Below are 24460 nucleotides of genomic sequence, written 5' to 3'. Positions count from 1 at the left end.
GCCGGTCACCGCATGCGCTGCGGAGACCGGCTTCCGGCATGTCAGAGGTCCACGACGAGGTCCGGGGCGGCGATGTCGAGGGGGCCGGCGAAGGCTTCACCGGCCGCTTCCAGAGCCGCCCCCGGGTCGGTGCCCGGCCACAGGTGGGTGAGCAACAGCCGTGCGGCACCCGCCTGTCGGGCGTACCGGCCCGCCAGTCGCGCGGTCAGCAGATACGGGGCGTCACCGGGCGACGGGACCCGGTGGACGTACGTCGCCTCGGACAGGAAGAGATCCGCACCCTCGGCGAGGCGCGGGATGTCCTCGCTCGGACCGGTGTCCCCGGTGTAGACGAGCACGGCCTCCGGAGTGCTGATCCGGAGACCGGCGTTGGGCACGAAGTGCGGCAGGAGCCGGGTGCCGACGGTGAACGGGCCGATCCTCAGCCGGTCGCCGGGGCGGAACTCGTGCAGGCGGTACGCGGCGGCGAGCATGCTCGGCTTGTCGAGGGCGAGCACGGCGTCGAGTGCCCCGTGCGGGGCGTACACCGGCAAGGCGGGCGGCGGCTCGTCGCTCAACGCCCGTGCGCGGAGCAGCGGGTTGAGGTCGGCGCAGTGGTCGGGGTGGCCGTGGCTGACCAGGACGGCGTCCACGGCGTCGACGGTGAGGCGCGCCAACAGACGCGGCAGCGTCGCGTATCCGGGGTCGACGAGGAGACGGAAGCCGTCGTACTCGACCACGTAACCGCTGCATGCCTGAGTGGCGGTGGGCCAGGCGCCGCAGCCGCCGAGAACTGTCAATCGCATGGCCCAGCAGCTTAGTTCGGCTCGGTCGTCAGCCGACGGCTTCCCGCAGGTGCCGGGCGATGAGCGCGTACGACTCCCGTGCCTTCACCTCGTCCTTGCCGTCGTAGCCGTGGTCGGCGCCGGTCACGTCATGGTGCCCGGCCAGCGCGCCCACGGCCCGCAGCCGGGCGGCGTAACTCTGCGCCTCCGCCTTGAGGATGTCGTACTCGGCCGTGACGATCAGCGCCGGGGCGATGCCCTTCAGGTCGGCGGTGTCCGACGGGTGCGCGGGGGAGGCGAGCCGGTCGCGGCGCACCCGTACGTCCGGGATGTACGAGGTGTCGAAGACGTCGCCCATCCAGGGCCGCAGCATCGGTTTGGCGATGGCCGCCCGCTTGCGCCGGATGCCGGTCGCCAGGTCGAGCGGCGGGTAGTGCAGGACCTGGAGGGCGATCTCGGGCCCGGCCTCCTCCAGCGCCTGCCGGGCCACGGCCGCCGCGAGCCCGCCGCCGGCGCTCTGCCCGCCCACGGTGAGCCGGCCGCCGTCCCAGCCCTGCTCGGTGCCGTGCTCGGCGACCCAGCGGACGACCTCGTAGGCCTGCCGGGCCGGCGCCGGGAACGGGTGCTGCGGGGCGACCACGTAGTCCACGTTGATCACGACCACGCCCGCCTCCGCGGCCAGGAACCGGCACAGCGGGTCGTCCAGCTCGGTCAGCGTCATGACGTATCCGCCGCCGTGGAAGTTGACGTGCACCGCAGGCGCCGCGTCCTCGCTCACGGCGGGCAGATAGACCGTCGCCCGAGCTGGGGCGACCGACGTCGGGATCGTCAACTCCCTGACCTTGCGCGGGTATTCAGGGAAGCGTGCGTACGACGAGATGGCCAGGCGTCGGCCGGCCAGCCGGGTCGCTCGCTGCATCGCCTTGGCCACGAGGCCGGCGATCGAGGGTCGAGCCAAGAGGGGCATGCGGCCGAACTTAGTTGAGTCAGGCAAGGAGAAGCTAGACCTTCGTGCGAACGCCGTCCAGGGCGATCGACATGACCCGGTTGCGCTGGGCGTCGTCGTCGAAGGCTGTCGCGGTGATGCCCGCGACCATGCGCAGCAGCTCGACGAAGTCCATGTCCGTGCGTGCCTCGCCGGCCTGCTGGGCACGTGCGAACAGGGGGCGGCCGGCCGCGTACATCGACTCGCGGCAGGCCGTGAAGATCTCCGACTCGTCGTTGAGGGCCTCGCGGACGGCCCGCTTCGTGACCATGTAGCCCGCGAACCGGTCGAGCCATGCGGTCAGGGCGTCCCAGGGCTCCCGGTCGGCCACCTCCTCGGCGACCCGCACCAGGGTGTTCACCTCGTCCGCGTACACGGTCTCGAAGAGATGACGCCTGGTGGGGAAGTTCCGGTACAGGGTGCCGATGCCGACGCCCGCCCGTCGGGCGATGTCCTCCAGGGAGGCCTCCGCCCCGTGCTCCGCGAAGGCCTCGCGGGCGGCGGCCAGCAGAGCGTCGTAGTTGCGGGCGGCGTCCTTCCGGGTGGGCCGGCGGGTCGCGACGATCTCGCTGACGGGGGACGGCTGGGCGGTCACGGAAGCCTCCCGGGGCTGAAACGGAGGTCCACCTCCGTTCCGGGTTGAAGCGGAGGTGTGCCTCCACTAGAGTGGAGGCGTGCCTCCACTTTATCAGTCGAGGCGCGTCCCTGCCCTTTCCGCGACCGCTTCCCACGAGGCTCCGGCCGCACTCTGTGTTCGGAGAGGCTCTCCATGCCCCGCAAGTCCACCCGCCTCACCTTCGCGGTCCTCGCGACCGGTGCCGGCGTGTTCGCCATGCTGCAGTCGCTGATCGCGCCGGCCCTGCCGACCGTCCAGCACGCGCTGCACACCTCGCAGTCCACCGCGACCTGGGTGATGACGGCGTATCTGCTGTCCGCCTCGGTCTTCACCCCGATCCTCGGCCGCATCGGCGACCTGATCGGCAAGAAGCGCACCCTCGTCGCCGTCCTGCTGGTCGTCCTGGCCGGCTGTCTGCTAGCCGCCCTGGCGCCGAACATCGGCATGCTGATCGTCGCCCGGGTCGTCCAGGGCGTCGGCGGCGCCCTGTTCCCGCTGTCCTTCGGCATCATCCGCGACGAGTTCGCCCCGTCCGAGGTCCCCGGCAGCATCAGCAACCTGTCCGCCGTGATCGCCGCGGGCGGCGGCGTCGGCATCGTCGCGGCCGGACCCATCGTCTCTGCGCTCGACTACCGCTGGCTGTTCTGGATCCCCGTCGCGGTCGTCGCGGCCACCACTCTGATCGCCCTGCGCTATGTCCCCGAGTCACCCAACCGGGCCGAGGGCAAGGTCAGTTGGCTCGGCGCCGTCCTGCTGTCGGCGTGGCTGGTGGCCCTGCTGCTGCCGCTGAGCCAGGCGGGCACATGGGGTTGGGGGTCGGCCCGGGTGCTCGGCCTGTTCGCCGTGGCCGTCGTCCTGTTCGCGCTGTGGCTGCTGGCCGAGGCCCGCTCGCGCTCCCCGCTGATCGACCTGCGGGTCATGCGACTGCCCGCGGTGTGGACGACCAACACCGTCGCGTTCCTCTTCGGCGCGGGCATGTACGCGCTCTGGTCCTTCCTGCCGGCCTTCGTGCAGACGCCGAGCTCGGCCGGGTACGGCTTCGGCGCGAGCGTCACGACCTCCGGACTGCTGATGCTGCCGATGCTGCTGGCGATGTTCTGCTCCGGCATCCTGAGCGGCCGGCTGGCACCCGTGGTCGGCGCGAAGGCGCTGCTCACCACCGGGGCCGCGCTCGGCGCGGTGGCCCTCGGGTTCCTCGCCCTCTGGCACGCCGCGCAGTGGCAGATCGCCGTCGTCGCGGGAGTGTTCGGCCTCGGCATCGGACTGGCCTTCGCCTCGATGGCCAACCTGATCGTCGGCAGCGTGCCGCCCGAGCAGACCGGCGCCGCCACCGGTATGAACGCCAACATCCGCACCATAGGCGGCTCCATCGGCGCCGCGGTCACCAGCGTCCTGGTCACCGGGCGGCTCCAGCCCTCCGGGCTGCCGTACGGCTCCGGCTACACCCACGGCTTCACCCTGCTCGCGGTCCTGTGCCTCGCCGCCGCCCTGGCCGCCCTGCTGGTGCCGGTCCGCCGTACGGGCCGTGCGACCGGGACGGCGCGGGCCACGGGCGAACCGTCGCAGGCCGGCCGGCCGACGGCCGTACGCGGCTGACGTCCGCCGTCGTCACGTCCATGCGGTAGGGTTTACCTGCGTGTTCCCGCGGTTCGCCCGGGGGAGTCGCACCGGGACGTGGCGCAGCTTGGTAGCGCACTTGACTGGGGGTCAAGGGGTCGCAGGTTCAAATCCTGTCGTCCCGACGGTGTGAAGGGCCTTCGCGGGCAGCAGCCCGCGAAGGCCCTTCGTCGTTCCGTCAGCGCATGCCCAGCCGCTGCCGGTACCGCGGCAGAGGTCCGGCGCTCGCCAGTACGGCCGCGCAGCGGGCGTCGGCCGCGCAGGCCTGTCCGGGGTCGCGCGGGGGCAGCAGGGTGTTGCCGGTGAACTCGAGGTCGTGCGGGTCTCCGCACCCCTCGTCGGGGCGTGCCTCGTCGGCCGGTGGCCAGGCCCCGGGGAAGTCCCGCCGCTCCAGCCACGAGGGCACCGCGTCGTCCCAGAAGTTGCCGCGGTAGCGCACGTTGCGGACGGGGCGGTCGCCCCACTCCTCGCTGCATCCGCCGATGGCGGCGACATAGTCGTAGACCGCGTTGCCGTCCACGGTGGTCCAGTTGGTGCTGTCGTCGGTGTAGATCCCGACGTTCCACTCGCCGTACTTGCTGCTGGTCACCGCGTTGCCGCTGATGACGGCGCCGTCGGCGAACGAGGTGCCCTGTTCGCCCCGCAGGTAGATGCCGCCGCCGTCGGCCAGGAGCCGGTTCGTCGCGAAGACGCGGTTGCCGAGGATGCGGTTGCCGCGCATGATGCCGCGCAGATCGTCGGCGGGGCCGGACAGGATGCCGGTGTAGGGGACGTGGTCGACCTGGTTGTGCGCGATGGTGGTGTGCTGGGTCGCGGTGTCCCAGATGGCGGAGGCGGCGTGGTACTCCGCGCCGATGTGGTGGATCCGGTTGTTGGTGATCCGGTTGCCGCGGTTGGTGCCTTTCTGGTCCGGCGGGACCACTCCCACCAGGATGCCGCCGTCGGAGACGTCGTCGATGAGGTTTCCGTCGACGGTGTTGTACGAGCTGTTCCGCGACAACTCCAGTGCCTGGGCGCCGAGACGGGTGAACCGGTTGCCCTCCAGCGTGATCCGCTCGGCGGTGCGGAAGGCGACCGCACCGGGCACCGTCAGCAGCCGCGCGTCGTCGCCCTTTCCGGGCCGCAGATACATGCTCCACGCGGAGGGGAATCCGGCGGGCTCGCTGGGCGCCAGCCAGGTGGCGTCCGCGAACGTCAGGCCCCGGAAGCCGACGTCGTGCAGGGGGTGGCCCGGTCGGCCGGTGCCGGTGACCAGGTTCTCCAGGACCGGGGCGATCACCTCGGCGCGGCGCATGTCCTGACCGGGGCGCGGGAAGCAGAGCAGCTCATGGTGACCGGGGCGGGAGCGGTCGAGGTACCAGCTGCCGGGCTCGGGCCGGAAGCTGGGGGAGTTCTCGACGGCCGTCGGTGACGTGAGCAACTCCGGCCCGCCGTACAGGGCTTGGGCCAGGTCCCAGCAGGGCTGGTCCATCGTGATGGCGGTGCCGGAGACGGCGGCGACTCCGCAGCGGCCCTCGACATAGCCGCCGCGGTAGACGAACTCGATGTCGGCGGGGTTCTTCCAGCTCCGCGGCGCGGTGCTGGTGGTGACGTAGCCGCTCTTCGTCACCTTCAGCGTGCCGTCGAAGCCGGCGCCCTCGCGGGAGAGCCGGGTGGCGCGGCGCCCGTCGACGTAGAGCTGCCGGGTTTCCAGTCCGCCCACGTCCGCGCGCCAGAACCCACGCTGCCCCGGGTCCGGTCGCCAGCCGGAGATCCGTCGGCCGCCGCTGAGGGTGACCCGCTCCTGCCGCGGGGTCCCGTAGCCGTACGCCTGGTAGATCACCCCGGAGTCACCCGCGGCTTCCGACAGCCGCAGCGGCTCCTTGAGGGTGTACGTCCCCCCGCGCAGGTTCACCACCAGGCCGGACGTCCTCTCCGGTGCCCGGGCGCGTGCGGCCTGCTGTGCGCGTGCCGGGGTGGCGAAGGGGCGGTCCAGGGTGCCGGGCCAGGAGTCCTTGCCCCACGGGGCGACGTACAACTGCGGTGGGACTGCGGGCGGTTCGGCCGACGCCGAGGTCGGTAGGACCGTCATCGCCACTGCCATCGCCAGCGCCACCGCGGTCGGCGCGCCCGCTCTCGTCCGACTGTGCAGGATCACCATGCTTCCCCCAGGGTGAGTTGTGTCTTCACCCTGGGGGAAGCGGGAGATGGCGGGCATCGGGCGATCGTCGAGGGAAGAACCATTCCTCGGATGGCACGGGCGGCTACCAAAGTAGGCGGACCGCGGCCCCGCTTGTCATGCGTACGGGTCGAAGGGGATGCCCGACGGCTTCGAGGCGGCGAGGTGGTACGGGAAGTCGCCGTCGTCGATCTTGAGGGTCGCCGAGCCGAAGTCCGCGCCGGTCAGCTTGTCGCGGTAGCCGGCCGGATAGCCGTTCCATCCGACGAGCCGGGGGAAGAACCAGGTGCCGGTGGCGTTCTCCGCCGGTTCGTCGTTGCTGCCGGCGAAGCGGAAGCAGTGGGTCGAGATGCCGTCCTTGTGGTAGACGATCTTCGGGTGGGTGCCGTCGAAGCGAACCGCCGAGCGGGCGGCCACCTGGTAGCCGCTGTGCTGGGACACCGACACGTACTGGACCTGGTCGTTGTTGACCCACACCACTACGTGCTCCCAGTCGTGCCGGTGTCCGATGGCCGCCGGGCCGAGCGTCGCCTGGTCCTTCTCGAAGTAGCCGGCGTACATCACGGCACACCAGCCGTTGTTGCACTTCGCCCGTGAGTAGGTGTTGGCGTTGGCCAGTTGGGCGGGGTCGTGGCACTTGCCGTTGACGTCGCCGCCGAGCTTGAGGCCGGGGTTGAGGGTGCCGTCGGCGCCGATCGCAGCGGTGGCGTAGCAGCCGTCGCGGTCGTAGTCGTACGCGGGGGAGAAGGTCTGCTCCAGGCCATCGGCGTTCTGGGGGAGCAGGGTCAGGACGTCCGCGTGGGCGGTGGCCGGGACGGCCACGACGAACGTCAGCGCGCCGAACGCGCCGAGGAGCGTCTGGGCGAGGGGTCTGAACTGGAACTTCGACTCGGGCATCTTCGCGCCGCCTTGTCAGCAGTAGAGGTTGGCGCCCGGCGCGACGCCGAGGATCGAGGTGAACCGGTTGTAGGCGTCGACGCGGCTCTGCACCTGGGCCGGGTTCTTGCCGTCGCACTCCAGGGAGCCGTTGATGCTGCGGATCGTCTGCCCGAAGCCGGCCTGGTTGACCATGGCGTTGTGCGGGGTCATCGTGCCGGGGCCGGACTGGGTGTTCCAGTACCACAGGCCCGTCTTCCAGGCCACGGCCGAGTCGTTCTGCACCAGCCAGGGGTTGCCCAGGAGGTCGATGCCGAGGGCGTCGCCCGCGGCCTTGTAGTTGAAGTTCCAGCTGAGTTGGATCGGTCCGCGGCCGTAGTAGGCGGCCTGGCCCGCCGGGCAGCCGTACGGGCGGCTCCAGTCGCAGTAGGTCGGGTAGTTGGCGGTGTTCTGCTCGACGATGTGGACCAGTCCGCCGGTCTCGTGGTTGACGTTGGCCAGGAACGCGGCCGCCTCCTGCTTCTTCACCGTGTCACTGCCGGTGCCCGCGAACCCGGGGTAGGCGCTGAGGGCCGCGGTGAGGCCGCCGTAGGTGTAGAAGGAATTCCGGTTCGGGAACATCTGGTTGAACTGGGCCTCGGAGACGACGAACCCGGACGGCGTGGTGCCGCCGCCGCTCGCGGGCGCGTTCCACTTCTGGTTCGCCCCGCCGGAGCAGGTCCAGATCTGCAGCCGCGTGCCGTTGGCGCTGCTGTTCTCCCGGACGTCCAGGCACTTGTTCGCGGCCGGATTGACGATGTCGCGCGCCGCGGTGACCACCCACTGCTGGTTGGCGCCGCCCGAGCAGCCCCACAACTGGACCGCCGCGCCGTCCCCGGTGCCGCGGTCGACGACGTCCAGACACTTGCCGAGCGCCCGCAGGGTGCCGTCACCGGAGTTGGACCAGATCTGGGCACCTGTTCCGTTGCAGTCGTAGAGCTGTACGGCGGTGCCGTCGGCGCTGCTCGCGCTCGCGACGTCCACGCACTTGCCCGCGAGGCCGGTGATCGAGCCGGTGGCCGCCTGGGCGGGTGTCGCGGTGAACAGGGCGGCGAGGATGGCGAAGAGCGCGCCGAGGACCGTGAGCCGGGTGCGGGACCTTATGCGATCGGAGAGGGGCATGGCTGAGGACGCTCCTGGGGTGTGTCGGGGGGTGAGTGCGTCGCAGGTGGCGGTGCTGACCCGTGAAGCTAAAGGTATGGACCAGTCGCGTCAAGGGATGAAGTAAGTATTGAAGTAGGCGAGTTGAGGCTCCGGGTCCGCCGTCGGCGCGGCCTGACCGGGTCAGCCGAGTCTGCGGCAGTAGAGGGCGTCCGGCGTGCGGGAGGAGCCCACCCGGCAGGGCCGGCATTGGTCCGGTCCCGGCGCGCTGCGGATTGCCGTGGCGGGGCGGCCACCGGTGACTTCCGGCCGGTTGGCCTGTGCGTACCCGTCCCGCGACCGCGGCAGGCGAAGGCATGATGGCGTCGACTGTGCGTTCCCCATGAACGGAGGCCCACATGGACATCGGAATCGGCCTGCCCAACACGGTGCCCGGCACCGATCCCCAGTCCCTTCTCGACTGGGCCCGGCGGGCGGAAGAGGCCGGATTCAGCACCCTCGGCACCATCGGACGGCTGGTGTACGGCGGTTACGAGGAACTGATCGCCCTCACCGCCGCGGCCGCGGTGACCAGCCGGATACGGCTCACCACCAGCGTGCTGCTGGCGCCGCTCTACACGAACTCCGCCCTGCTCGCGAAGCAGGCCGCCTCGCTGGAGCGGATATCGGGCGGCCGTTTCGTCCTCGGTGTGGGGCTGGGCGCCCGCGACGACGACTACGCGGCCAGCGGCGTGTCCACGCAAGGCCGGGGTCGGCGCCTGGACGAGCAGCTCGCCGAGATGAAGCGCGTCTGGGCCGGAGAGGAGTACGGGTTCGCCGGAGCGATCGGGCCCCGCCCGGGGCGCGAGGGCGGCCCCGAACTCATCCTGGGCGGTTCCACGGAGGCAAGCTTCAGGCGCGTCGCCGAGTTCGCCGACGGCTGGATCATGGGCGGCGGTTCGCCGGACACGTTCGCCGAGGCCGCGGCCGGTGTCGACGCCGCCTGGCAGAAGGCGGGGCGCGCGGGCACGCCGCGCAAGCTGTCGCTGGCCTACTTCGGGCTGGGCCCCGAAGCCCGCACGCAGGCGGACGCCTACCTGCTGGACTACTACGGCTTCCTCGGCGACTTCGCCCGGCAGATCGCGGACAGTGCCGCGGTGAGCGCGGAGATGGTCACGTCCTACGTCGACGCGTTCGCGGCCGGCGGCTGCGACGAACTCATCTTCGTTCCCACCGGATCGGGGCTCGACCAGATCGACCTGCTCGCCGAGGCGATCATCTGAGTCGGAGCAGGACGGTCAGCCGCACGGAGACGTCGTCCCCGGCCGCGATGCTCTGCGGCTTGCGTACGGCGTTCTTGAGCGGCAGCAGATAGCGGCCGTCCCTGGGAAAGAGCGATGTCGTGAAGGTGGTCGCGCCGATGCGTGCCTCGACCGGGATCACCCCCCAGCCGTAGGAGGCCATCGCGGCCACCTCGCGGATGTCGGCGGACTCCTCGTCCGGAACGGGGAGGAAGTAGTAGGGCGCCGGACCACGCCATTCGATGACACGGCCGGTGAAGGAGAGCTCCATGAGGTCATTGTCCGGCCCGGAGCTCCCGGTGCAGCCGCCGCGTCCAGGGGTGGTCCCCGCCGAGAACGCGCGTGAAGAGGGGCAACAGCTCGACGAGTCGGGTGTCCCCGGCCGACGCGTTCCGGTGGTGCCGGGTCAGTCGGCCCACATGGAAGGCGTTGAGGAGGGTGTGCGGGTGTTCGTGGCCGAGGGCGGCGGTGCGGTCCTCGAGAAGGGTGGTGAACAGGCCCAGCGATTCCCGGGGTTCGCCCTCGGCCTCGGTCCAGCCCGCGATGTTGTGACGTACGGCGAGGGTGTGCGGATGGGCCGGACCGTTGACCCGGTGCTCGTCGTCGAGGAGGGCGCGGCAATCGGCCAGGGCGCGGGCGCGGGCGCGGGCCCTGTGGGCTGCCGCCCAGTAGGCCGTGTTGTGGCGGGTCAGGAGGGTTTCCGGAGCCTCCGGGCCCAGGATCCGGTCGGTGTCGCGGTGGAGTTCGGTGTACCGCCGCGCGGCGTCCTGGGCGCCGCCCGGCTCTCCGGTCCAGCGGGCGAGATCGTCGCGCAGCAGCCGTAGGGCCCGGTGGTCGCGGTCGTCGAGTCGCTCCCGGTACACGTCCAGCAGGTCCTGGCTCTGCTGTCTGGCCTGCCGGGCCCGGCCGCGCACGCCTGTCCAGTACGCGACACCGTGCCGTACGACGAGCGTGAACCAGGCGTCGTCCCCGAGCCGGGAACGGCAGTCCGCCTCCAGCCCGGTGAACAGCCGCAACGCGGCGGCGGCGTGGCCCGTGGCGCCGATCGTGGACGCGTTCAGATGGCGCTCGCGCAGCAATGCCATGGAGCCCGCCCCCGCCTGGATCGTCGGCCGCGCTCCCAGAGTGCCAGCGTCGTCGCACCCCAGAAGACGGACGTCCCCACCCGCCTCGGTGACCGCCTCGTGGACGCCCTCTTGACGTCCTCGCGCGGCCGATCGACACTCCAGATGGGAATCCTAGTGAACAGGTAGGGAAACATGAGGCGCCTTGAGTCGGCAGTCGGCCGAGTGAGCCGTACCTCTCGGCCGTCGCCTCTTCTGACCTCCCGCCGCCACATCGACCTGCAGCGCGTCTGCAGCGCGATCCGCCGGCTCGGCTGAGCCCCGCCCGTCTCCGCACCCCCGCCGCCGCGCACCGGCGCACCCCCCTGTCCTGGCCCGACGTCGCTTCCACCGCGCGTACGTCCGCGCGCCCAAACCCGGGGAGATCCATGTCCGTCACACCGCTCGCCCCCGCCTCGACCGCGCAGTCCACCGCCGCGTTCCGGGGCCGGATCGGCCGGGACGCGCGCAGCGGGCACTACGCCGTGCCGCGCCGCTACCGGTTGCATCTGTCGCCCGCCTGTCCGGACGGACTGCGCATCGCCGTCGTCCACAGCCTGCTCGGCCTCGACGACGCCTGTCCCGTGACGTTCCTCGACGCGATCCCCGACTGTCCCGACGGCGGCCACACGGCGCTGCGCCCCCTCTACGAGGCCAGCGCGCACCGCTACAAGGGCGCCGCCGTCGGCCCCGTGCTCAGCGACGACTGGTCGGGCCGCATCGTCAGCACCCATGCCCCGGACATCACCCGCGACCTCGCCCGCTTCGACGGCGACCGCCCGGCGCTGTACCCGTGCGGCGCGGAGTCGGAGACCGAGGCCGTGGAGCGGCTGTGCGCCCAGGGCATCGAGCGGGCCGCGCAGGAGGCCGGTACGGCGGGCACCGACCCGGACGCGCGTGCCGCGGCGCTCGACACGCTGCTGGAGACCCTGGCCTCGCTGGAGCGCTGGCTCACCGGACGGGAGTACCTGATCCGGGATCAGATCACCGCCGCGGACGTCGAGTTGTGGGTCACGCTGGTCCAGCTCGACACCGTGCACCGCCATCACCTGGACGCCTCCGCCGTGCAGCGGATCGCCGCCCACCCCGCACTGTGGGCGTACGCCCGCCGGCTGGCGGCCCACCCCGCCTTCGGCGCGCACCTCGACCTCGACGGCATCGCCCGTCGCCACCATGCCCACTGCCGCGGCCTGGAGGCCGCGGGATCGGCCGTGCAGATCCTGGACTGGGCGGCGCACACCGCGCGGACCCGCTAGACGTTCCACCTGGTGGACCGGCGTTGACAGACGCTCGGACAACTGGCTTCACTTACGGCACTCTTGACGCAGAAGGGCCTTGGCGGCCCCTGAGAACGATGACGGTGACGGACATGTACGCAGCTCCCAGGACGGCCACGCGCCGTACCTCGAGCTGCGTACCGCCGTACGCGAACCTCCTTGTCGCCGATCGCTCCGTCGACCTCCTGCGCGTGAACAGCGCACTGTGTACCGCACCGGGCCGAGCCCGCTGTCGGGGCTGACGTCCCCCTCCGCAGCCCCCGCGTTCCCGACGAACACCGCCCGCGCGGTGTGCCGTTGTCCGCCCAGCCCCCGGTTCCCGTGCGTCCCCGTGTGCCACGACCCGCCGTAGAACGGCCGTCGTAGCCACGTTCCGTGCGCCCGTGTCCGGGGGATCCGATCCCGCCGGAGCCCCTCATGAGTGAACCCCCAGGCGCCGCCGTCTCCGTCACGGAGCCACCGCCGGTCGCCGACACCCCGTCAAAAGAGCTGACCGCGCAGCGGGTTCTGCCGCTGCGGCACCCCGGACGCTGGATCGCCACCGCCGTCGTCCTAGTCCTCACCGCCCAGTTCGTGCACGGCCTGGTGTCGAACCCCTTCTACCAGTGGGACCGGTTCGGCTACTGGTTCCTGCGGCCGACGATCCTCGACGGACTGCTGATCACCCTCGAAGTCACCGCCTACAGCGCGGTGCTGGGCCTCCTCGGCGGTATCGTCCTCGCGCTGGCCCGGCTCTCGAAGAGCCCCGTCCTGCGGGCGGTCAGCTGGACCTACATCTGGACGTTCCGCTCCATCCCGCTGATCGTCATCCTGCTCTTCCTCTACAACTTCAGCGCCCTGTACCAGACGCTCAGCGTGGGCGTCCCCTTCGGGCCGGCCTTCTTCACCTTCGACGAGTCCCGGCTCGCCACCGACATCGCCGTCGCCGTCGTCGGGCTGAGCCTGAACCAGGCGGCGTACGCGGCCGAGGCGGTCCGCGGCGGCATCCTCTCCGTCGACCAGGGCCAGCACGAGGCGGCCGCCGCGCTCGGGCTGCCGAAGGGCTACCAGTTCCGCAAGGTCGTCTTCCCGCAGGCCCTGCGCTCCATCACGCCGAACTACGTCAACCAGCTCATCGACCTGGTCAAGGCCACCTCGCTGGTGTTCTACGTCTCGCTGCTCGACCTGTTCGGCGCCGCCCAGACCATGGGCGCCACCTACCCCGGCGACATCGTGCCGCTGCTGCTGGTCGTCACCGTCTGGTACCTCATCCTGACCACGGTCGTCTCCGTCATCCAGTTCTACGTCGAGCGGTACTTCGCCCGGGGCGCCACCCGCACCCTGCCGCCGACCCCGTTGCAGAAGCTGCGCACCGCCCTCACCGACCTGCGCGCCCGTATCCGCAGGGAGGCCGCCGTATGACCACCGCGACCGTCAAGGCCGTGCCCGCCGCCGTCGAGGTCCATGACGTGCACAAGTGGTACGGGACCCATCGGGTCCTGGACGGCGTCGACCTGAGCGTGCGGCCCGGCGAGGTCACCGTGATCCTCGGCCCGTCCGGCTCCGGCAAGTCCACCCTGCTCCGGGTCGTCAACCACCTGGAGAAGCCGGAGATCGGCCACGTCAGCATCAACGGCGAGCTGATCGGCGTACGCCGGCACGGCGACCGGCTCAAGGAGCTGAGCGAGCGTGCCATCCTCGCCCAGCGCAGCAGGATCGGGTTCGTCTTCCAGAACTTCAACCTCTTCCCGCACCTGACCGTCCTGGAGAACGTCGCCGCGGCCCCGGCGGCCACCGGACAGCTCGACCGGACCGCGGCCCGGCAACTCGCCCGCGAACTCCTGGACCGGGTCGGCCTCGCCGACAAGGCGGCCGCCTATCCGCGGCAGCTGTCCGGCGGACAGCAGCAGCGTGTGGCTATCGCCCGCGCCCTCGCGCTGCGGCCCGGCGTCATCCTTTTCGACGAGCCCACCTCCGCCCTCGACCCCGAACTCGTCGGCGAGGTCCTCGCCGTCATCAAGGACCTCGCGAAGAGCGGCACCACCCTGGTGATCGTCACCCACGAGATCGGCTTCGCCCGGGAGATCGCCGACCGGGTCGTCTTCATCGACGGCGGCCGGATCGTCGAACAGGGCCCGCCCGCCGAGGTCCTGGACAGGCCGCGGCACGAGCGGACCCGGGACTTCCTCAGCAAGGTGCTCTGACCCGCGAGGTGTTCTGACACGCCGTGTTCTGACACGCGGTGTGCTGAGCACCGCCCACGACTTCCCCCCACGACTTCCCCCACGGCATCACCCTCACCACCCTCTCCCAGCCACAAAGGACAGTCATGCCTACCCAGTTCTCCCGACGCAGCCTGATACGGGGCATCACCGCGGCCACCGCCGCCGTCACCCTCGCCGCCGGGCTCGCCGCCTGCGGGGGCGAGAGTGACGCCGCGACCAAGACCTCCGACACCGCCGGCACGGTGACCGTGGGCCGGCTCTCCAACGGCGCGGCCACCGAGACCGCCCTGAAGGTCGCCGAGGTGAAGTCCATCAGCTCCCTGTTGCCCGACGACATCAAGAAGAGCGGCAAGCTGGTCATCGGGTCCGGCACCCTGCCCTCCGGCAGCCCGCCGCTCGGCTTCATCGGCAGCGACCAGAAGTCGCTCACCGGTTCCGAGATCGACCTCGCCCGCCTGGTCTCCGCCGTCCTCGGGCTCGAGCCGCAGGTGCGGCGGTCGACGTGGGAGAACCTGTTCATCGGCCTCGACAGCGGCAAGGTCGACGTGGCCTTCTCCAACGTCACCGACACCGAGGAGCGCAAGCAGAAGTACGAGTTCGCCTCCTACCGCAAGGACGATCTCGCGTTCGAGGTGAAGAAGGACGACACCTGGAACTTCGACAACAACTACGAGAACCTCGCCGGCAAGACGGTCTCCGTCAGCAACGGCACCAACCAGGAGAAGCTCCTCCTGGAGTGGAAGGCGAAGCTGGAGAAGGAGGGCAAGAAGCTCACCGTCAAGTACTTCCAGGAGACCAACAGCCTCTACCTGGCGCTGAACAGCGGCAAGATCGACGCCTACTTCGGCCCCAGCCCGAACCTCTCCTACCACGCGACGCAGACCGCCAACTCGCCCCAGGCGACTCGTGTCGCGGGCCAGTTCTCGGGTGCCGGCGAGAGCCTCCAGGGTCTGATCGCCGCGACCGCCAAGAAGGACAGCGGCCTCGCGAAGCCGCTGGCCGCCGCGATCAACCACCTGATCGAGAACGGTCAGTACGCGAAGTGGCTCAAGGCCTGGAACCTCTCGGGCGAGGCCGTCGCCAAGTCCGAGATCAACCCGCCCGGGCTACCGCTCACCAACTCCTGATCATCCGTCAGAACGCGCTGTGAGAAAGGCCGTCGTGGTCCACCAGATCGCCCTCGGAACCCGTCTCCTGGACAACCCCGTCTGGGCCGCCCTGGACGGACCGCACGCGGCCTTCGCCGAGCGGACGGGCCGGGCGGCGCGCTACCCGGCGGACGTGTACGCGTTCGCCGCGCTCGCCGACCCGGCGGATCCGGCCGCCTGGAGCGACCTGCACACCCTCCTCGGCCCGGCAACCACCGCACGGGTCAAGGGAGTCGAGACCGCCCCCGACGGATGGGACGTCGTCGGCGGCGGCCAGGGCGTCCAGCTCGTCGACACCCACCTGCGGGCCGAACCCGCCCCGGAGGCCGTACGGCTCGGCCCCGACGACGTACCCGACATCCTGGACCTGGTCGCCCGCACCGGACCAGGACCCTTCCTCGCCCGCACCGTCCACCTCGGCACCTACCTCGGCATCCGGCACCACGGCCGGCTCGTAGCCCTGGCCGGCGAACGGCTCCACCTGCCCGGCTGGACCGAGATCAGCGCCGTCTGCACCGACCCGGCGCACCGTGGCCGGGGCCTCGGCACCCGTCTGGTGCGCGCGGTCGCGGCGGGCATCAGGGAGCGCGGGGAGACCCCGTTCCTGCACGCCGCCGCGAACAACGCCACCGCGATCCGGCTGTACGAGTCGATCGGCTTCACCCTGCGCCGCCGGACGACCATCCTCCAGGTACGCACGCCGGGAACAGATGCCCGGGCGAGGGCGTTGTGAGTCGGGACGAGACACGCACCACCAGGGCGGGAGGCGGGGACGTGCGGCACATCGACCGACTCCTTCTGCACTCCCGTCCCTACATCGACCTCCAGCGTGTCGCCGGCGCCCTCTGTCGCCCCTGACCTCCTTCTCCGCCACCGTGCCCTGAGTGCCGCATGCCCGGGCCGGTGATCTCGTACGGATCTCCAGGAAGGCACCCACTCGTGTCCCCTTCTTCCTCCCTGCACCTCGCCGTGGCCCTCGACGGCACCGGCTGGCACCCGGCCTCCTGGCGTGAGCCGGTCGCCCGCCCCCGGGACGTGTTCACCGCCGCCTACTGGGCCGACCTGGTCGCCGAGGCCGAGCGCGGCCTGCTCGACTTCGTGACCTTCGAGGACGGCCTCGGTCTGCAGTCGTCGGTCTTCGGTGAGCTGGACGGCCGCACCGACCAGGTCCGCGGCCGTCTGGACGCCGTACTCATCGCCTCCCGCGTCGCGCCCCTGACCCGGCACATAGGGCTGGTGCCGACCGTGATCGCCACCCACACCGAGCCGTTCCACATCTCCAAGGCGATCGCCACCCTGGACTACGTCAGCACCGGCCGGGCCGGGCTGCGCCTGCAGATCTCGCCCCGCCCGGACGAGGCCGACCACTTCGGGCGCCGCACCGTCCCGCCGCTGAGCCTGGCCGAGCTCCAGAGCCCCGCCGGACAGGAACTCGTCAGCGATCTCTTCGACGAGGCCGCCGACCATGTCGAGGCCGTCCGCCGGCTCTGGGACAGCTGGGAGGACGACGCGGAGATCCGGGACGTCGCCACCGGCCGCTTCATCGACCGCGACAAGCTGCACTACATCGACTTCGAGGGCAAGCACTTCAGCGTCAAGGGCCCCTCCATCACCCCGCGCCCGCCGCAGGGCCAGCCCCTGGTCAGCGCCCTCGCGCACCAGACCGTCCCGTACCGGCTGGTGGCCCGCCAGGCCGACGTCGGCTACGTCACCCCGCACGACACCGGCCAGGCCCGGGCCATCGTCGCCGAGATCCGCGCCGAACAGGACAGGGCCGGCCGCGCCGACCAACCCCTGCACATCTTCGGGGACTTGGTGGTCTTCCTCGACGACGACCCCGCGGCCGCCGCGGCACGCCGTGAGCGCCTCGACGCCGCGGCGGGAGAGCCGTACGAGAGCGACGCCCGCATCTTCACCGGCACCTCGGCCCAACTCGCCGATCTCCTCCAGGAGTTGCACTCCGCCGGACTGACCGGCTTCCGGCTGCGCCCCGCCGTCCTCGGCCACGACCTCCCGGCCATCACCCGGGGCCTGGTCCCCGAACTCCAGCGCCGCGACGCCTTCCGCGACGCCTACGAGGCCGACACCCTGCGCGGTCTGCTGGGCCTCGCCCGCCCCGCCAACCGCTACGCCGCCTGAGCCGGAAGGACCCCGCAGAGCCATGACCAAGCCGCTGAAGCAGATCCATCTGGCCGCCCACTTCCCGGGCGTCAACAACACCACCGTGTGGAGCGACCCCGAGGCCGGCAGCCATATCGAGTTCAGCTCCTTCGCCCACTTCGCGCAGACCGCCGAACGCGCCAAGTTCGACTTCCTGTTCCTCGCCGAGGGACTGAGGCTGCGCGAACAGGGCGGGAAGATCTACGACCTGGACGTCGTCGGCCGCCCCGACACCTTCACCGTCCTCGCCGCGCTCGCCGCCGTCACCGACCGCCTCGGCCTGACCGGCACCATCAACTCCACCTTCAACGAGCCCTACGAGGTGGCCCGTCAGTTCGCCAGCCTCGACCACCTCTCCGGCGGCCGCGCCGCCTGGAACGTGGTCACCTCCTGGGACGCCTTCACCGGCGAGAACTTCCGCCGCGGCGGCTTCCTCCCGCAGGAGGAGCGCTACTCCCGCGCGAAGGAGTTCCTGGCCACCGCGAACGAGCTCTTCGACTCGTGGCAGGGCGACGAGATCCTCGCCGACCAGGCCTCGGGGCAGTTCCTGCGGGACGCCAAAGCCGGCTCCTTCGTCCACACCGGTCAACACTTCGACATCCACGGCCAGTTCAACGTCCCCCGCTCCCCGCAGGGCCGCCCGGTCATCTTCCAGGCGGGCGACTCGGAAGAGGGCCGCGAGTTCGCCGCGTCGAGCGCAGACGCCATCTTCAGCCGGTACGCCACGCTGGACGAAGGCCAGGACTTCTACACGGACGTCAAGAAGCGCCTCGCCAAGTACGGCCGCCGCCACGACCAGTTGCTGATCCTGCCCGCCGCGAGCTTCGTCCTCGGCGACACCGACGAGGAGGCCGAGGAACTCGCCAAGGAGGTGCGCCGCCAGCAGGTCAGCGGGGCCACCGCCCTCAAGCACCTGGAGTTCGTCTGGAACCGGGACCTCTCCTCGTACGACCCGGAGGGCCCGCTCCCCGACATCGACCCGGACGTCAGCGGCGACCACATCGCCAAGGGCCGCGCCCAGGTCCGTATGTACCGCGACCCGCTGGCCACCGCCCGCGAATGGCGCGAGCTCGCCGCCGCCAACAACTGGTCCATCCGTGACCTCGTCATCGAGTCGGGCAACCGGCAGAACTTCGTCGGCTCCCCGGCGACGGTTGCGAAGACCATCAACGACTACGTCCAGGCCGACGCGAGCGACGGTTTCATCCTGGTCCCGCACATCACCCCGACCGGCCTCGACGTCTTCGCCGACCAGGTCGTCCCGCTGCTCCAGGAACAGGGCGTCTTCCGCACCGAGTACGAGGGCACGACCCTGCGCGACCACCTCGGCCTCGCCCACCCGGACCAGACGCGGGGCGAGCAGCGGGTGGCGTCGTGAAGTTCCTCGCCATCACGCTGATCGTGCACCGGCCGGACCCGGTCACGGGCGTGCGGAAGCCGACGCGCGACCGGTTCCGTGAAGTGCTCGACAATGCTGTGCTGGCCGAGGAGTTGGGCTTCGACGGCTTCGGGGTGGGGGAGCGGCACGAGCGGCCGTTCATCTCCTCCTCACCGACCGTCGTCCTCAGCCACATCGCCGCCCTGACCCGGCGCATCCGGCTCTTCACGGCGGTCACGACCCTGAGCCTGCTCGACCCCGTGCGCGCCTACGAGGACTACGCCACCCTCGACCATCTCTCCGAGGGCCGCCTCGACCTGATCATCGGCAAGGGCAACGGCGCCGCCCAACGTGAGCTGTTCCAGGTCACACCCGAGGACCAGTGGGACCGCAACGCCGAGAGCTACGAGGTCTTCCGGAAAATCTGGCGACAGGACAAGGTCACCGCCAAGACCCGCTTCCGGCCGGAACTGACGGACGCCGAGGTGTGGCCGAGACCGTACCAACGGCCGATCCGGGTCTGGCACGGCAGCGCCACCAGCAAGGAGTCGGTGGACCTCGCGGCACGGTACGGCGACCCGCTGTTCTCGGCGAACGTCACCCACCCCATCGAGCCGTACGCCGAGTTGATCCGCCACTACCGCGAGCGCTGGGAGCACTACGGGCACGACCCGGCGCGGATCGCGGTCGGCGCCGGGACGGCCGGGCTCCTGGTGACGCCCACCTCCCAGGAGGCGCTGAAGCTCTACCGGCCGATCTTCGAGTCGACCCTGGCGTTCCAGAAGCAGTTCGGACTGCCGGTCGTCTTCGAGACCCTCGGGGACTTCGTCGAACGCAGCTCCGCATTGATCGGCAGCCCGCAGCAGATCATCGACAAAGTGCGGCGCTATCACGAGCAGTTCGGCCACACGGTCCTCCATCTGCACGCCGACGCGAGCGGGTTGACGGACACTCAGCACCGCGACTCGCTGGAGCTGTTCCAGGCTCAGGTCGCTCCGGTGCTGCGGCGCGACATCCCGGATCCGCCGTTCCCCTGGGAACCCGCATGGGAGGAGCCCGCCCATGCCTGAGATCCCCCTCGGCGTCCTGGACCTGGTCCCCGTCTCGAGCGGCTCCACCGCCGCCGACGCCCTGCGCAACTCCATCGACCTCGCCCGGCAGGCCGAGCGGTTCGGCTACGCCCGCTACTGGTTCGCCGAGCACCACCTCAACCCGGGCGTGGCCGGCACGTCACCGGCGGTCGTTCTCGCCCTGACGGCCGCCGCGACCTCCTCGATCCGGCTGGGCTCCGGCGCCGTCCAGCTCGGCCATCGCACCGCGCTGAACACGGTCGAGGAGTTCGGTCTGCTCGACGCCCTGCACCCGGGCCGTTTCGACCTGGGCCTGGGCCGCTCGGGCGGCGGACCACCGGCGGACAAGCCGGCCGCCTCCTCCGAGACCGCGGGCCGGGCACCGAACGGCCTGCTCATCCCGCCCCGCTTCTCCTTCGCCCGCCTCCTCGGCTCACCCCGGATCGCCCTCCAGCGCAAGCTGCTCCTGCTGCCCGGTGCCGAGTCGCAGGACTACGCCGAGCAGATCGACGACATCCTCGCCCTGCTGGCCGGCACCTACCGCTCCCCGGAGGGCATCGAGGCGCACGTGGTGCCCGGCGAGGGGGCCGACGTCGAACTGTGGATCCTGGGCAGCAGCGGCGGCACGAGCGCCGAGACGGCGGGCGCGCGGGGCCTGCGGTTCGCGGCGAACTACCACGTCAGCCCGGCCACCGTCCTGGAGGCCGTGGACGGCTACCGGTCCTTCTTCGAGCCCTCCGACACCCTCGACAAGCCGTACGTCAGCGTCTCGGCCGATATCGTGGTCGCCGAGGACGACGAGAGCGCCCGTGAACTGGCCACCGGCTACGGCCCGTGGGTCCGCAGCATCCGCACCGCCGAGGGCGCCATCCCGTTCCCGACGCCGGACGAGGCCCGCGCCCACGCATGGACCGACGAGGAACGGGAGCTGGTGCAGGACCGCCTCGACACCCAGTTCGTCGGTTCCCCGGCCACGGTCGCCGACCGCCTCGAACAGCTCCAGGAGGCCACGGACGCCGACGAGTTGCTCATCACCACCATCACCCACGGTCACACCGACCGGGTGCGCTCCTACGAACTGCTCGCCGAGGAGTGGCGCAAGCGAGGTCACTGCGCCCAGTCGAGCTGATGCCCGGCCCGGCCACACTTCCGGCGCTCCTCGGACCGCCGGAAGCAACGGAGTTGATGGCGGAGACGGTACGCCGACGGCCGGTCGCTACTGGACGATCAGGGCGGCGGCACCCCAGCAGCCGGCGAGGAACAGGGCGAGCATCCCGGTCGCCACGGCGTTCCGCGCCTTGGCGGTCGCGGCGTACGTCTCACCGGCCGCCCGCAGCCTGCGTCCGGCGCCGTAGAACATCCCACAGGACACGGCACACAGCCCCGCCGTGACCGGCAGCAGCCACAGGACTGTCAGAAGGAAACCCCGCAGCTCATCGCCCGTGCCACCGTCCGAAGCAAGCATGAACGGATCCTAGGCGGGCGGACCGGCGGCGGCAACGGCCGCGAGCAGTATGTCCAGCGACTCCTCGGCGAGGGCAAACGGCGTGGGCGGTGGCAGTCTCCCTCCCCCGAAGGAGACTGCCACCGCCGCTTCCCCCGGCGCCGGACAGTGGCCGGCATCGCCCGTGTGCGGTCTGTACGCGCTGTCACCAGCACATGACCGCGGTTTCCCCCGAACCCCACGCGGAGTACAGGCGCACACGGACGAAGTATCGACGGCCCTTGACGAGACGGGCCTTGACGGTAGCGTTGTGCGGCGCTCCTCCGTCGTCCTGACCGGCGAGATAGCGGGGTTCCCCGTCCCGCTCCTCGAAGACCACCACGACGGTGTCGCTGTCGCCGAAGGTGCCCACGCTGTACTCGCGGGTCTCCGGCGGCTCGACGGTGAAGTCGGCCTGCTCGCCCGGGCCCAGCCCGAGCGGGGCCGAACGGAACGGCACCAGACCGGGCGGCCGCGACGGGCCGGCCGACGGGTACCAGCGCAGGACGTACTCCTTGTCGGAGGGCGAGAGCGTGCCCGGCGGGTTCAGACCGGCACGGAACTGCTCCGGCTCCAGGATCAGCCCCGCCGAGAAGGGATACTCCATGATCGAGTGCGGGTCCCAGACGGAACCGTTCACCTCACGCCCGTCGAGCTTGCGCAGGATGTTGAAGAACGTCCGGTCCCGGGTCCAGAAGTTCGGCGGGCCCGCCAGATCGGCGTAGACGGCCTCGTCGTCCCAGAGGATCCCGGCGAACGGGCTCTGGTGCTCGTGGTGCATGCCGAGCGCGTGCCCGATCTCGTGCAGGGCCGTCCCGCGCTCCCCGGGCGCGGTCAGGTCCCACCCGAAGTTCATGGTCCGCTCGTGCACTCCGACCCGCAGCGCGTCCTTGCCCACGGTCGACCAGGAGCCGTCGCCGAGCTGGAACCCGATGCGCAGTTCCGCCTCGCCGCGGTCGCCGACCTCGGCGAAGGTGACGCCGATGCCGAGGTCCTGCCACTCCTGGAAGCACTCGCGCACCATGTCCCGCTGCTCCTTGGCGCCGACCCACGACACCCGCCGGGTCGCCCCGCTGCCCGGTACGGCGATGACCGAGGCATCGGACTCGCCGTCGAAGAAGTGGTAGTGCAGCACGGTGTGGTTGACCCACATCCGGCTTCCGCCGATGAGCGCACTGAGCCTCTCGGCGGCCAGCCCCGGTGCGAAAGCGGGGGCCGGCTGCTGCGCGAGGGAGCAGTAGCGGAAGGGCATGCGCCAAGAGTGCCGTCGGTGCTCGCCGGGCGCCTGAGTCGAGGGCTACTCAAGTCCCTGTGTATCAGGTGTGAGTACTCGGGCTCTTGTAGGCGTGACGATTTTCGAACGGGACGCGAAGACCCTGGAACTGCCCTGGCCGTTCACCGGCCGGGAGGACGAACTGGAGCTGATCCGCCGGTCCTCGGCGGCGGGGCACCACGGCATCGTGGTGACCGGTCCGGTGGGCTGCGGCAAGACCCGGCTCGTCACGGAGGCTGTACGCGGCACCGACTGCGCCAGGGTGGCCGGGACGCCCGAGACCCGGCACATCCCCTTCGCCGCGTTCGCCCCTCTGCTGCCCGAGGCGGTCTCCCTGCACCGGGCCGTCCAACTGCTGTCCGCGGTACGGCTGTTGCTGGTGGACGACGCCCACTTGCTCGACGACGCCTCGGCCGCGCTGGTCCACCAGCTCGCGGTGCACGGCCGTACCCGGCTCCTGGTGGTGGCCACGGACGGCGTCCCCGTCCCGGGCGCCGTGTCCCGGCTGTGGACCGGTGAGCTGCTGCCCCGCCTTGCTCTGGAGCCACTGCCCCACGAGGAGACGGCCCAGCTGCTGGCGGCGGGCCTCGGCGGCGGCCTGGAGCCGCTCACAGTGAACCGGCTGCACGGCCTGTGCCGGGGGGATCTGCGGTTGATGCGCGAGATGGTCGGTGCCGTGCGGGACGGTGGGCTGCTCGTCCGGCTGCCGGGCTCGGACGACCGGGCGTGGCGCGGGCCGGTGCCCGTGACGGCGACCGTGCGGGAACGGACGGCCGGCGTCCTGGACCGGCCGGAGCGCGAGACGCTCGAACTCCTCGCGTTCGCCGAGCCGTTGACGCTCGACATGGACGGACTCGACCTGCGTGTTCTGGAGAACCTGGAGGCCGAGGGCCTGGTGCGGGTCGACGACCACGGCGGCGTACGCCTGGCCCACCCCCTGCACGGCCCCGTCCTGCGGGCGGCGGCCGGCCGGCTGCGGGCGCGGCGGCTCGCCCGTACTCCGGAGCAGTGCAAAGCGGCCCTGGAGGACGAGGCGGCCGAGCTGACACGGGCGATGGAGCGGGCCGACGTACGGACCTTGAACACACCCGTGGGGGAGTGGCTCGTCGCGGAGGGCGAGCCGGTGCCGTCCTGGTACGCGGCCGTGCGCGCGGGGTTCGCGCGGCTGCGGGGAGAGCTGCGGGAGGCGGCGGCCTGGGCGAGGGAGGGGCTGCGGGACACGGCGGGCGATCCGGCCTGCGGTGCCGAACTCGCCCTGGCCGTCCTGCAGTCCGGCGAGATGACCGACCCCGGTGCGGACCCCCGGCTGCGCACCGACCCCCGCACGGCGCCCTGGCTGGCGGCCGCACGCGGCGACCTCGACGGGGCGCTGGAGACGGTCACCGACGCCTACGACGCCGTACGCCTGGGAGCCCCCGGGGACTCGCCCGGCGCGGAGGTCTTCGCGCTGCACGCCGACGCGCTCGCCCGGGGTGACGGGCCCGCCCTGGACCGGGCGGCCGAGCGGCTGGAGGATCGGGGGTTCCTCCTCTTCGCCGCCGAGGCCTCTGCCCAGGCCGTGCACATCCACAGCGACCCCCGGGCCGCCCGCACCTCACGCACCCGTGCGGTCGACCTGGCCCGCCGCTGCCAGGGGGCCCGCACCCCGGCCCTGTCCGGTCTCGTCCTCGGTGAACTCACCGCCCGCCAGCGGCAGATCGTCACCCTCGCGGCCGCCGGCCTCAGCAACCGGCAGATCGCCGAGAAGCTGACCCTGTCCATCCGCACCGTCGGCAACCACCTCTACAGCGCCTACGCCCGGCTCGGCGCGGGCGGCCGCGGCGCCCTGCCGTGGCTCGTGGAACTGCCCGACGCACAGCCGGCCTGAGCCGGCCCACGAACCGGCGGTCTGACCCCCGTGATCGGGGGAGGGGTCAGGCCGCCACATC

The 24460-nt window shown here is 71.4% G+C and carries 24 protein-coding genes and 1 tRNA gene; 15 read left to right on the top strand and 10 right to left on the bottom strand.

The window, feature by feature from the left end; all coding sequences use genetic code 11:
• Window positions 1-41: 41 nt before the first annotated feature.
• The 3 genes from QF037_RS08315 to QF037_RS08305 are packed head-to-tail and all read right to left on the bottom strand — an operon-like array spanning window position 42 to window position 2344.
• Window positions 42-785: an MBL fold metallo-hydrolase gene (locus tag QF037_RS08315; RefSeq protein ID WP_307023374.1), complete on the bottom strand. Its 744-nt coding sequence runs from the start codon at window positions 783-785 to the stop codon at window positions 42-44.
• A gap of 28 nt (window positions 786-813) precedes the next feature.
• Entirely contained in the window at window positions 814-1731 is a 918-nt protein-coding gene (locus QF037_RS08310; RefSeq protein WP_307023372.1) for an alpha/beta hydrolase fold domain-containing protein, read from the bottom strand.
• 34 nt (window positions 1732-1765) lie between these two features.
• Window positions 1766-2344 carry a TetR/AcrR family transcriptional regulator gene (locus QF037_RS08305; RefSeq protein WP_307023370.1) on the bottom strand — a complete coding sequence of 193 codons (579 nt, stop codon included), beginning with the start codon at window positions 2342-2344 and terminating at the stop codon, window positions 1766-1768.
• A 174-nt stretch (window positions 2345-2518) separates the two neighbouring features.
• Between QF037_RS08305 and QF037_RS08300 the strand changes: the two genes are divergently transcribed.
• Both QF037_RS08300 and QF037_RS08295 read left to right on the top strand, forming a co-directional pair.
• A complete protein-coding gene (locus tag QF037_RS08300; RefSeq protein ID WP_307023368.1) occupies window positions 2519-3961 on the top strand; it encodes an MFS transporter in 1443 nt (480 codons plus the stop codon).
• Window positions 3962-4033: 72 nt separating this feature from the next.
• A tRNA-Pro gene (locus tag QF037_RS08295) sits at window positions 4034-4107 on the top strand.
• A 53-nt stretch (window positions 4108-4160) separates the two neighbouring features.
• Here the strand turns inward: QF037_RS08295 and QF037_RS08290 are convergent.
• From QF037_RS08290 to QF037_RS08280, 3 genes are all read right to left on the bottom strand, one after another.
• Window positions 4161-6122, bottom strand: coding sequence for a right-handed parallel beta-helix repeat-containing protein (locus tag QF037_RS08290; RefSeq protein WP_307023366.1), 1962 nt, complete (start codon window positions 6120-6122; stop codon window positions 4161-4163).
• 135 nt (window positions 6123-6257) lie between these two features.
• Entirely contained in the window at window positions 6258-7037 is a 780-nt protein-coding gene (locus tag QF037_RS08285) for an NPP1 family protein (protein ID WP_307023364.1), read from the bottom strand.
• A gap of 15 nt (window positions 7038-7052) precedes the next feature.
• The gene (locus QF037_RS08280) at window positions 7053-8177 is read right to left on the bottom strand and encodes a chitinase (RefSeq protein WP_307023362.1); all 1125 of its coding nucleotides are present in this window, start codon (window positions 8175-8177) and stop codon (window positions 7053-7055) included.
• A gap of 377 nt (window positions 8178-8554) precedes the next feature.
• On the opposite strand from QF037_RS08280, the gene QF037_RS08275 reads away from it, so the two are divergent.
• Complete coding sequence (locus QF037_RS08275) at window positions 8555-9418, top strand: LLM class flavin-dependent oxidoreductase (protein ID WP_307023360.1); 864 nt, start codon at window positions 8555-8557, stop codon at window positions 9416-9418.
• Here QF037_RS08275 and QF037_RS08270 read toward each other — a convergent pair.
• On the bottom strand, window positions 9411-9707 hold the full coding sequence (locus QF037_RS08270; RefSeq protein WP_307023358.1) for a DUF1905 domain-containing protein: 297 nt from the start codon (window positions 9705-9707) through the stop codon (window positions 9411-9413). The genes QF037_RS08275 and QF037_RS08270 overlap by 8 nt on opposite strands.
• 4 nt (window positions 9708-9711) lie before the next feature.
• On the bottom strand, window positions 9712-10521 hold the full coding sequence (locus QF037_RS08265; protein WP_307023356.1) for a hypothetical protein: 810 nt from the start codon (window positions 10519-10521) through the stop codon (window positions 9712-9714).
• 174 nt (window positions 10522-10695) lie between these two features.
• Between QF037_RS08265 and QF037_RS50905 the strand changes: the two genes are divergently transcribed.
• The 11 genes from QF037_RS50905 to QF037_RS08220 all read left to right on the top strand — a co-directional run bounded on the left by QF037_RS50905 (window position 10696) and on the right by QF037_RS08220 (window position 20905).
• Window positions 10696-10818: a putative leader peptide gene (locus QF037_RS50905; RefSeq protein ID WP_323185116.1), complete on the top strand. Its 123-nt coding sequence runs from the start codon at window positions 10696-10698 to the stop codon at window positions 10816-10818.
• Window positions 10819-10928: 110 nt separating this feature from the next.
• Window positions 10929-11795: a glutathione S-transferase C-terminal domain-containing protein gene (locus QF037_RS08260; protein ID WP_307023354.1), complete on the top strand. Its 867-nt coding sequence runs from the start codon at window positions 10929-10931 to the stop codon at window positions 11793-11795.
• A gap of 438 nt (window positions 11796-12233) precedes the next feature.
• Entirely contained in the window at window positions 12234-13217 is a 984-nt protein-coding gene (locus QF037_RS08255) for an amino acid ABC transporter permease (protein WP_307023352.1), read from the top strand.
• Window positions 13214-13999, top strand: a complete 786-nt coding sequence (locus QF037_RS08250) for an amino acid ABC transporter ATP-binding protein (protein ID WP_307023350.1) — start codon at window positions 13214-13216, stop codon at window positions 13997-13999. The genes QF037_RS08255 and QF037_RS08250 overlap by 4 nt, the downstream gene beginning before the upstream one ends.
• Before the next feature lie 125 nt (window positions 14000-14124).
• Window positions 14125-15147, top strand: a complete 1023-nt coding sequence (locus tag QF037_RS08245) for an ABC transporter substrate-binding protein (protein ID WP_307023348.1) — start codon at window positions 14125-14127, stop codon at window positions 15145-15147.
• A 19-nt stretch (window positions 15148-15166) separates the two neighbouring features.
• Window positions 15167-15901, top strand: coding sequence for a GNAT family N-acetyltransferase (locus tag QF037_RS08240; protein ID WP_307023346.1), 735 nt, complete (start codon window positions 15167-15169; stop codon window positions 15899-15901).
• Window positions 15898-16026 carry a putative leader peptide gene (locus QF037_RS50900; protein ID WP_373463686.1) on the top strand — a complete coding sequence of 43 codons (129 nt, stop codon included), beginning with the start codon at window positions 15898-15900 and terminating at the stop codon, window positions 16024-16026. Before QF037_RS08240 ends, QF037_RS50900 begins: the two co-directional genes overlap by 4 nt.
• Before the next feature lie 33 nt (window positions 16027-16059).
• Window positions 16060-17307, top strand: a complete 1248-nt coding sequence (locus QF037_RS08235; RefSeq protein WP_307023343.1) for an LLM class flavin-dependent oxidoreductase — start codon at window positions 16060-16062, stop codon at window positions 17305-17307.
• A gap of 22 nt (window positions 17308-17329) precedes the next feature.
• On the top strand, window positions 17330-18706 hold the full coding sequence (locus tag QF037_RS08230; RefSeq protein WP_307023341.1) for an NtaA/DmoA family FMN-dependent monooxygenase: 1377 nt from the start codon (window positions 17330-17332) through the stop codon (window positions 18704-18706).
• The gene (locus tag QF037_RS08225) at window positions 18703-19776 is read left to right on the top strand and encodes an LLM class flavin-dependent oxidoreductase (protein WP_307023340.1); all 1074 of its coding nucleotides are present in this window, start codon (window positions 18703-18705) and stop codon (window positions 19774-19776) included. The genes QF037_RS08230 and QF037_RS08225 overlap by 4 nt, the downstream gene beginning before the upstream one ends.
• Window positions 19769-20905, top strand: a complete 1137-nt coding sequence (locus tag QF037_RS08220; RefSeq protein ID WP_307023338.1) for an LLM class flavin-dependent oxidoreductase — start codon at window positions 19769-19771, stop codon at window positions 20903-20905. The genes QF037_RS08225 and QF037_RS08220 overlap by 8 nt, the downstream gene beginning before the upstream one ends.
• Window positions 20906-20992: 87 nt before the next feature.
• Here QF037_RS08220 and QF037_RS08215 read toward each other — a convergent pair whose 3' ends face one another.
• Together QF037_RS08215 and absR1 are read right to left on the bottom strand one after the other, a co-directional pair.
• Complete coding sequence (locus QF037_RS08215; RefSeq protein ID WP_307023336.1) at window positions 20993-21241, bottom strand: hypothetical protein; 249 nt, start codon at window positions 21239-21241, stop codon at window positions 20993-20995.
• A gap of 184 nt (window positions 21242-21425) precedes the next feature.
• Window positions 21426-22511: a beta-glucuronidase AbsR1 gene (absR1, locus tag QF037_RS08210; protein ID WP_307023334.1), complete on the bottom strand. Its 1086-nt coding sequence runs from the start codon at window positions 22509-22511 to the stop codon at window positions 21426-21428.
• 94 nt (window positions 22512-22605) lie between these two features.
• Between absR1 and QF037_RS08205 the strand changes: the two genes are divergently transcribed.
• Window positions 22606-24399, top strand: coding sequence for a LuxR family transcriptional regulator AbsR2 (locus tag QF037_RS08205; RefSeq protein WP_307023332.1), 1794 nt, complete (start codon window positions 22606-22608; stop codon window positions 24397-24399).
• Window positions 24400-24460 lie beyond the last annotated feature (61 nt).

The sequence above is a fragment of the Streptomyces canus genome, assembly GCF_030815415.1.
GTDB classification, from domain to species: Bacteria; Actinomycetota; Actinomycetes; order Streptomycetales; family Streptomycetaceae; genus Streptomyces; species Streptomyces canus_F.
The sequence above is the reverse complement of the archived record's forward strand: the minus strand, read 5'-3'. Positions and strand labels throughout refer to the sequence as shown.

Excerpts from the sequence above, each read along its gene's own strand:
- QF037_RS08270 (WP_307023358.1), bottom strand. The coding sequence starts at position 9,707 with ATGGAGCTCTCCTTCACCGGCCGTGTCATCGAATGGCGTGGTCCGGCG.
- QF037_RS08250 (WP_307023350.1), top strand. The coding sequence starts at position 13,214 with ATGACCACCGCGACCGTCAAGGCCGTGCCCGCCGCCGTCGAGGTCCAT.
- QF037_RS08230 (WP_307023341.1), top strand. The coding sequence starts at position 17,330 with ATGACCAAGCCGCTGAAGCAGATCCATCTGGCCGCCCACTTCCCGGGC.
- QF037_RS50905 (WP_323185116.1), top strand. The coding sequence starts at position 10,696 with ATGAGGCGCCTTGAGTCGGCAGTCGGCCGAGTGAGCCGTACCTCTCGG.
- QF037_RS08300 (WP_307023368.1), top strand. The coding sequence starts at position 2,519 with ATGCCCCGCAAGTCCACCCGCCTCACCTTCGCGGTCCTCGCGACCGGT.
- QF037_RS08315 (WP_307023374.1), bottom strand. The coding sequence starts at position 785 with ATGCGATTGACAGTTCTCGGCGGCTGCGGCGCCTGGCCCACCGCCACT.
- QF037_RS08255 (WP_307023352.1), top strand. The coding sequence starts at position 12,234 with ATGAGTGAACCCCCAGGCGCCGCCGTCTCCGTCACGGAGCCACCGCCG.
- QF037_RS08235 (WP_307023343.1), top strand. The coding sequence starts at position 16,060 with ATGCCCGGGCCGGTGATCTCGTACGGATCTCCAGGAAGGCACCCACTC.
- QF037_RS08265 (WP_307023356.1), bottom strand. The coding sequence starts at position 10,521 with ATGGCATTGCTGCGCGAGCGCCATCTGAACGCGTCCACGATCGGCGCC.
- QF037_RS08280 (WP_307023362.1), bottom strand. The coding sequence starts at position 8,177 with ATGCCCCTCTCCGATCGCATAAGGTCCCGCACCCGGCTCACGGTCCTC.
- QF037_RS08215 (WP_307023336.1), bottom strand. The coding sequence starts at position 21,241 with ATGCTTGCTTCGGACGGTGGCACGGGCGATGAGCTGCGGGGTTTCCTT.
- QF037_RS08220 (WP_307023338.1), top strand. The coding sequence starts at position 19,769 with ATGCCTGAGATCCCCCTCGGCGTCCTGGACCTGGTCCCCGTCTCGAGC.
- QF037_RS08275 (WP_307023360.1), top strand. The coding sequence starts at position 8,555 with ATGGACATCGGAATCGGCCTGCCCAACACGGTGCCCGGCACCGATCCC.
- QF037_RS08290 (WP_307023366.1), bottom strand. The coding sequence starts at position 6,122 with ATGGTGATCCTGCACAGTCGGACGAGAGCGGGCGCGCCGACCGCGGTG.
- QF037_RS08260 (WP_307023354.1), top strand. The coding sequence starts at position 10,929 with ATGTCCGTCACACCGCTCGCCCCCGCCTCGACCGCGCAGTCCACCGCC.
- QF037_RS08310 (WP_307023372.1), bottom strand. The coding sequence starts at position 1,731 with ATGCCCCTCTTGGCTCGACCCTCGATCGCCGGCCTCGTGGCCAAGGCG.
- absR1 (WP_307023334.1), bottom strand. The coding sequence starts at position 22,511 with ATGCCCTTCCGCTACTGCTCCCTCGCGCAGCAGCCGGCCCCCGCTTTC.
- QF037_RS08245 (WP_307023348.1), top strand. The coding sequence starts at position 14,125 with ATGCCTACCCAGTTCTCCCGACGCAGCCTGATACGGGGCATCACCGCG.
- QF037_RS08285 (WP_307023364.1), bottom strand. The coding sequence starts at position 7,037 with ATGCCCGAGTCGAAGTTCCAGTTCAGACCCCTCGCCCAGACGCTCCTC.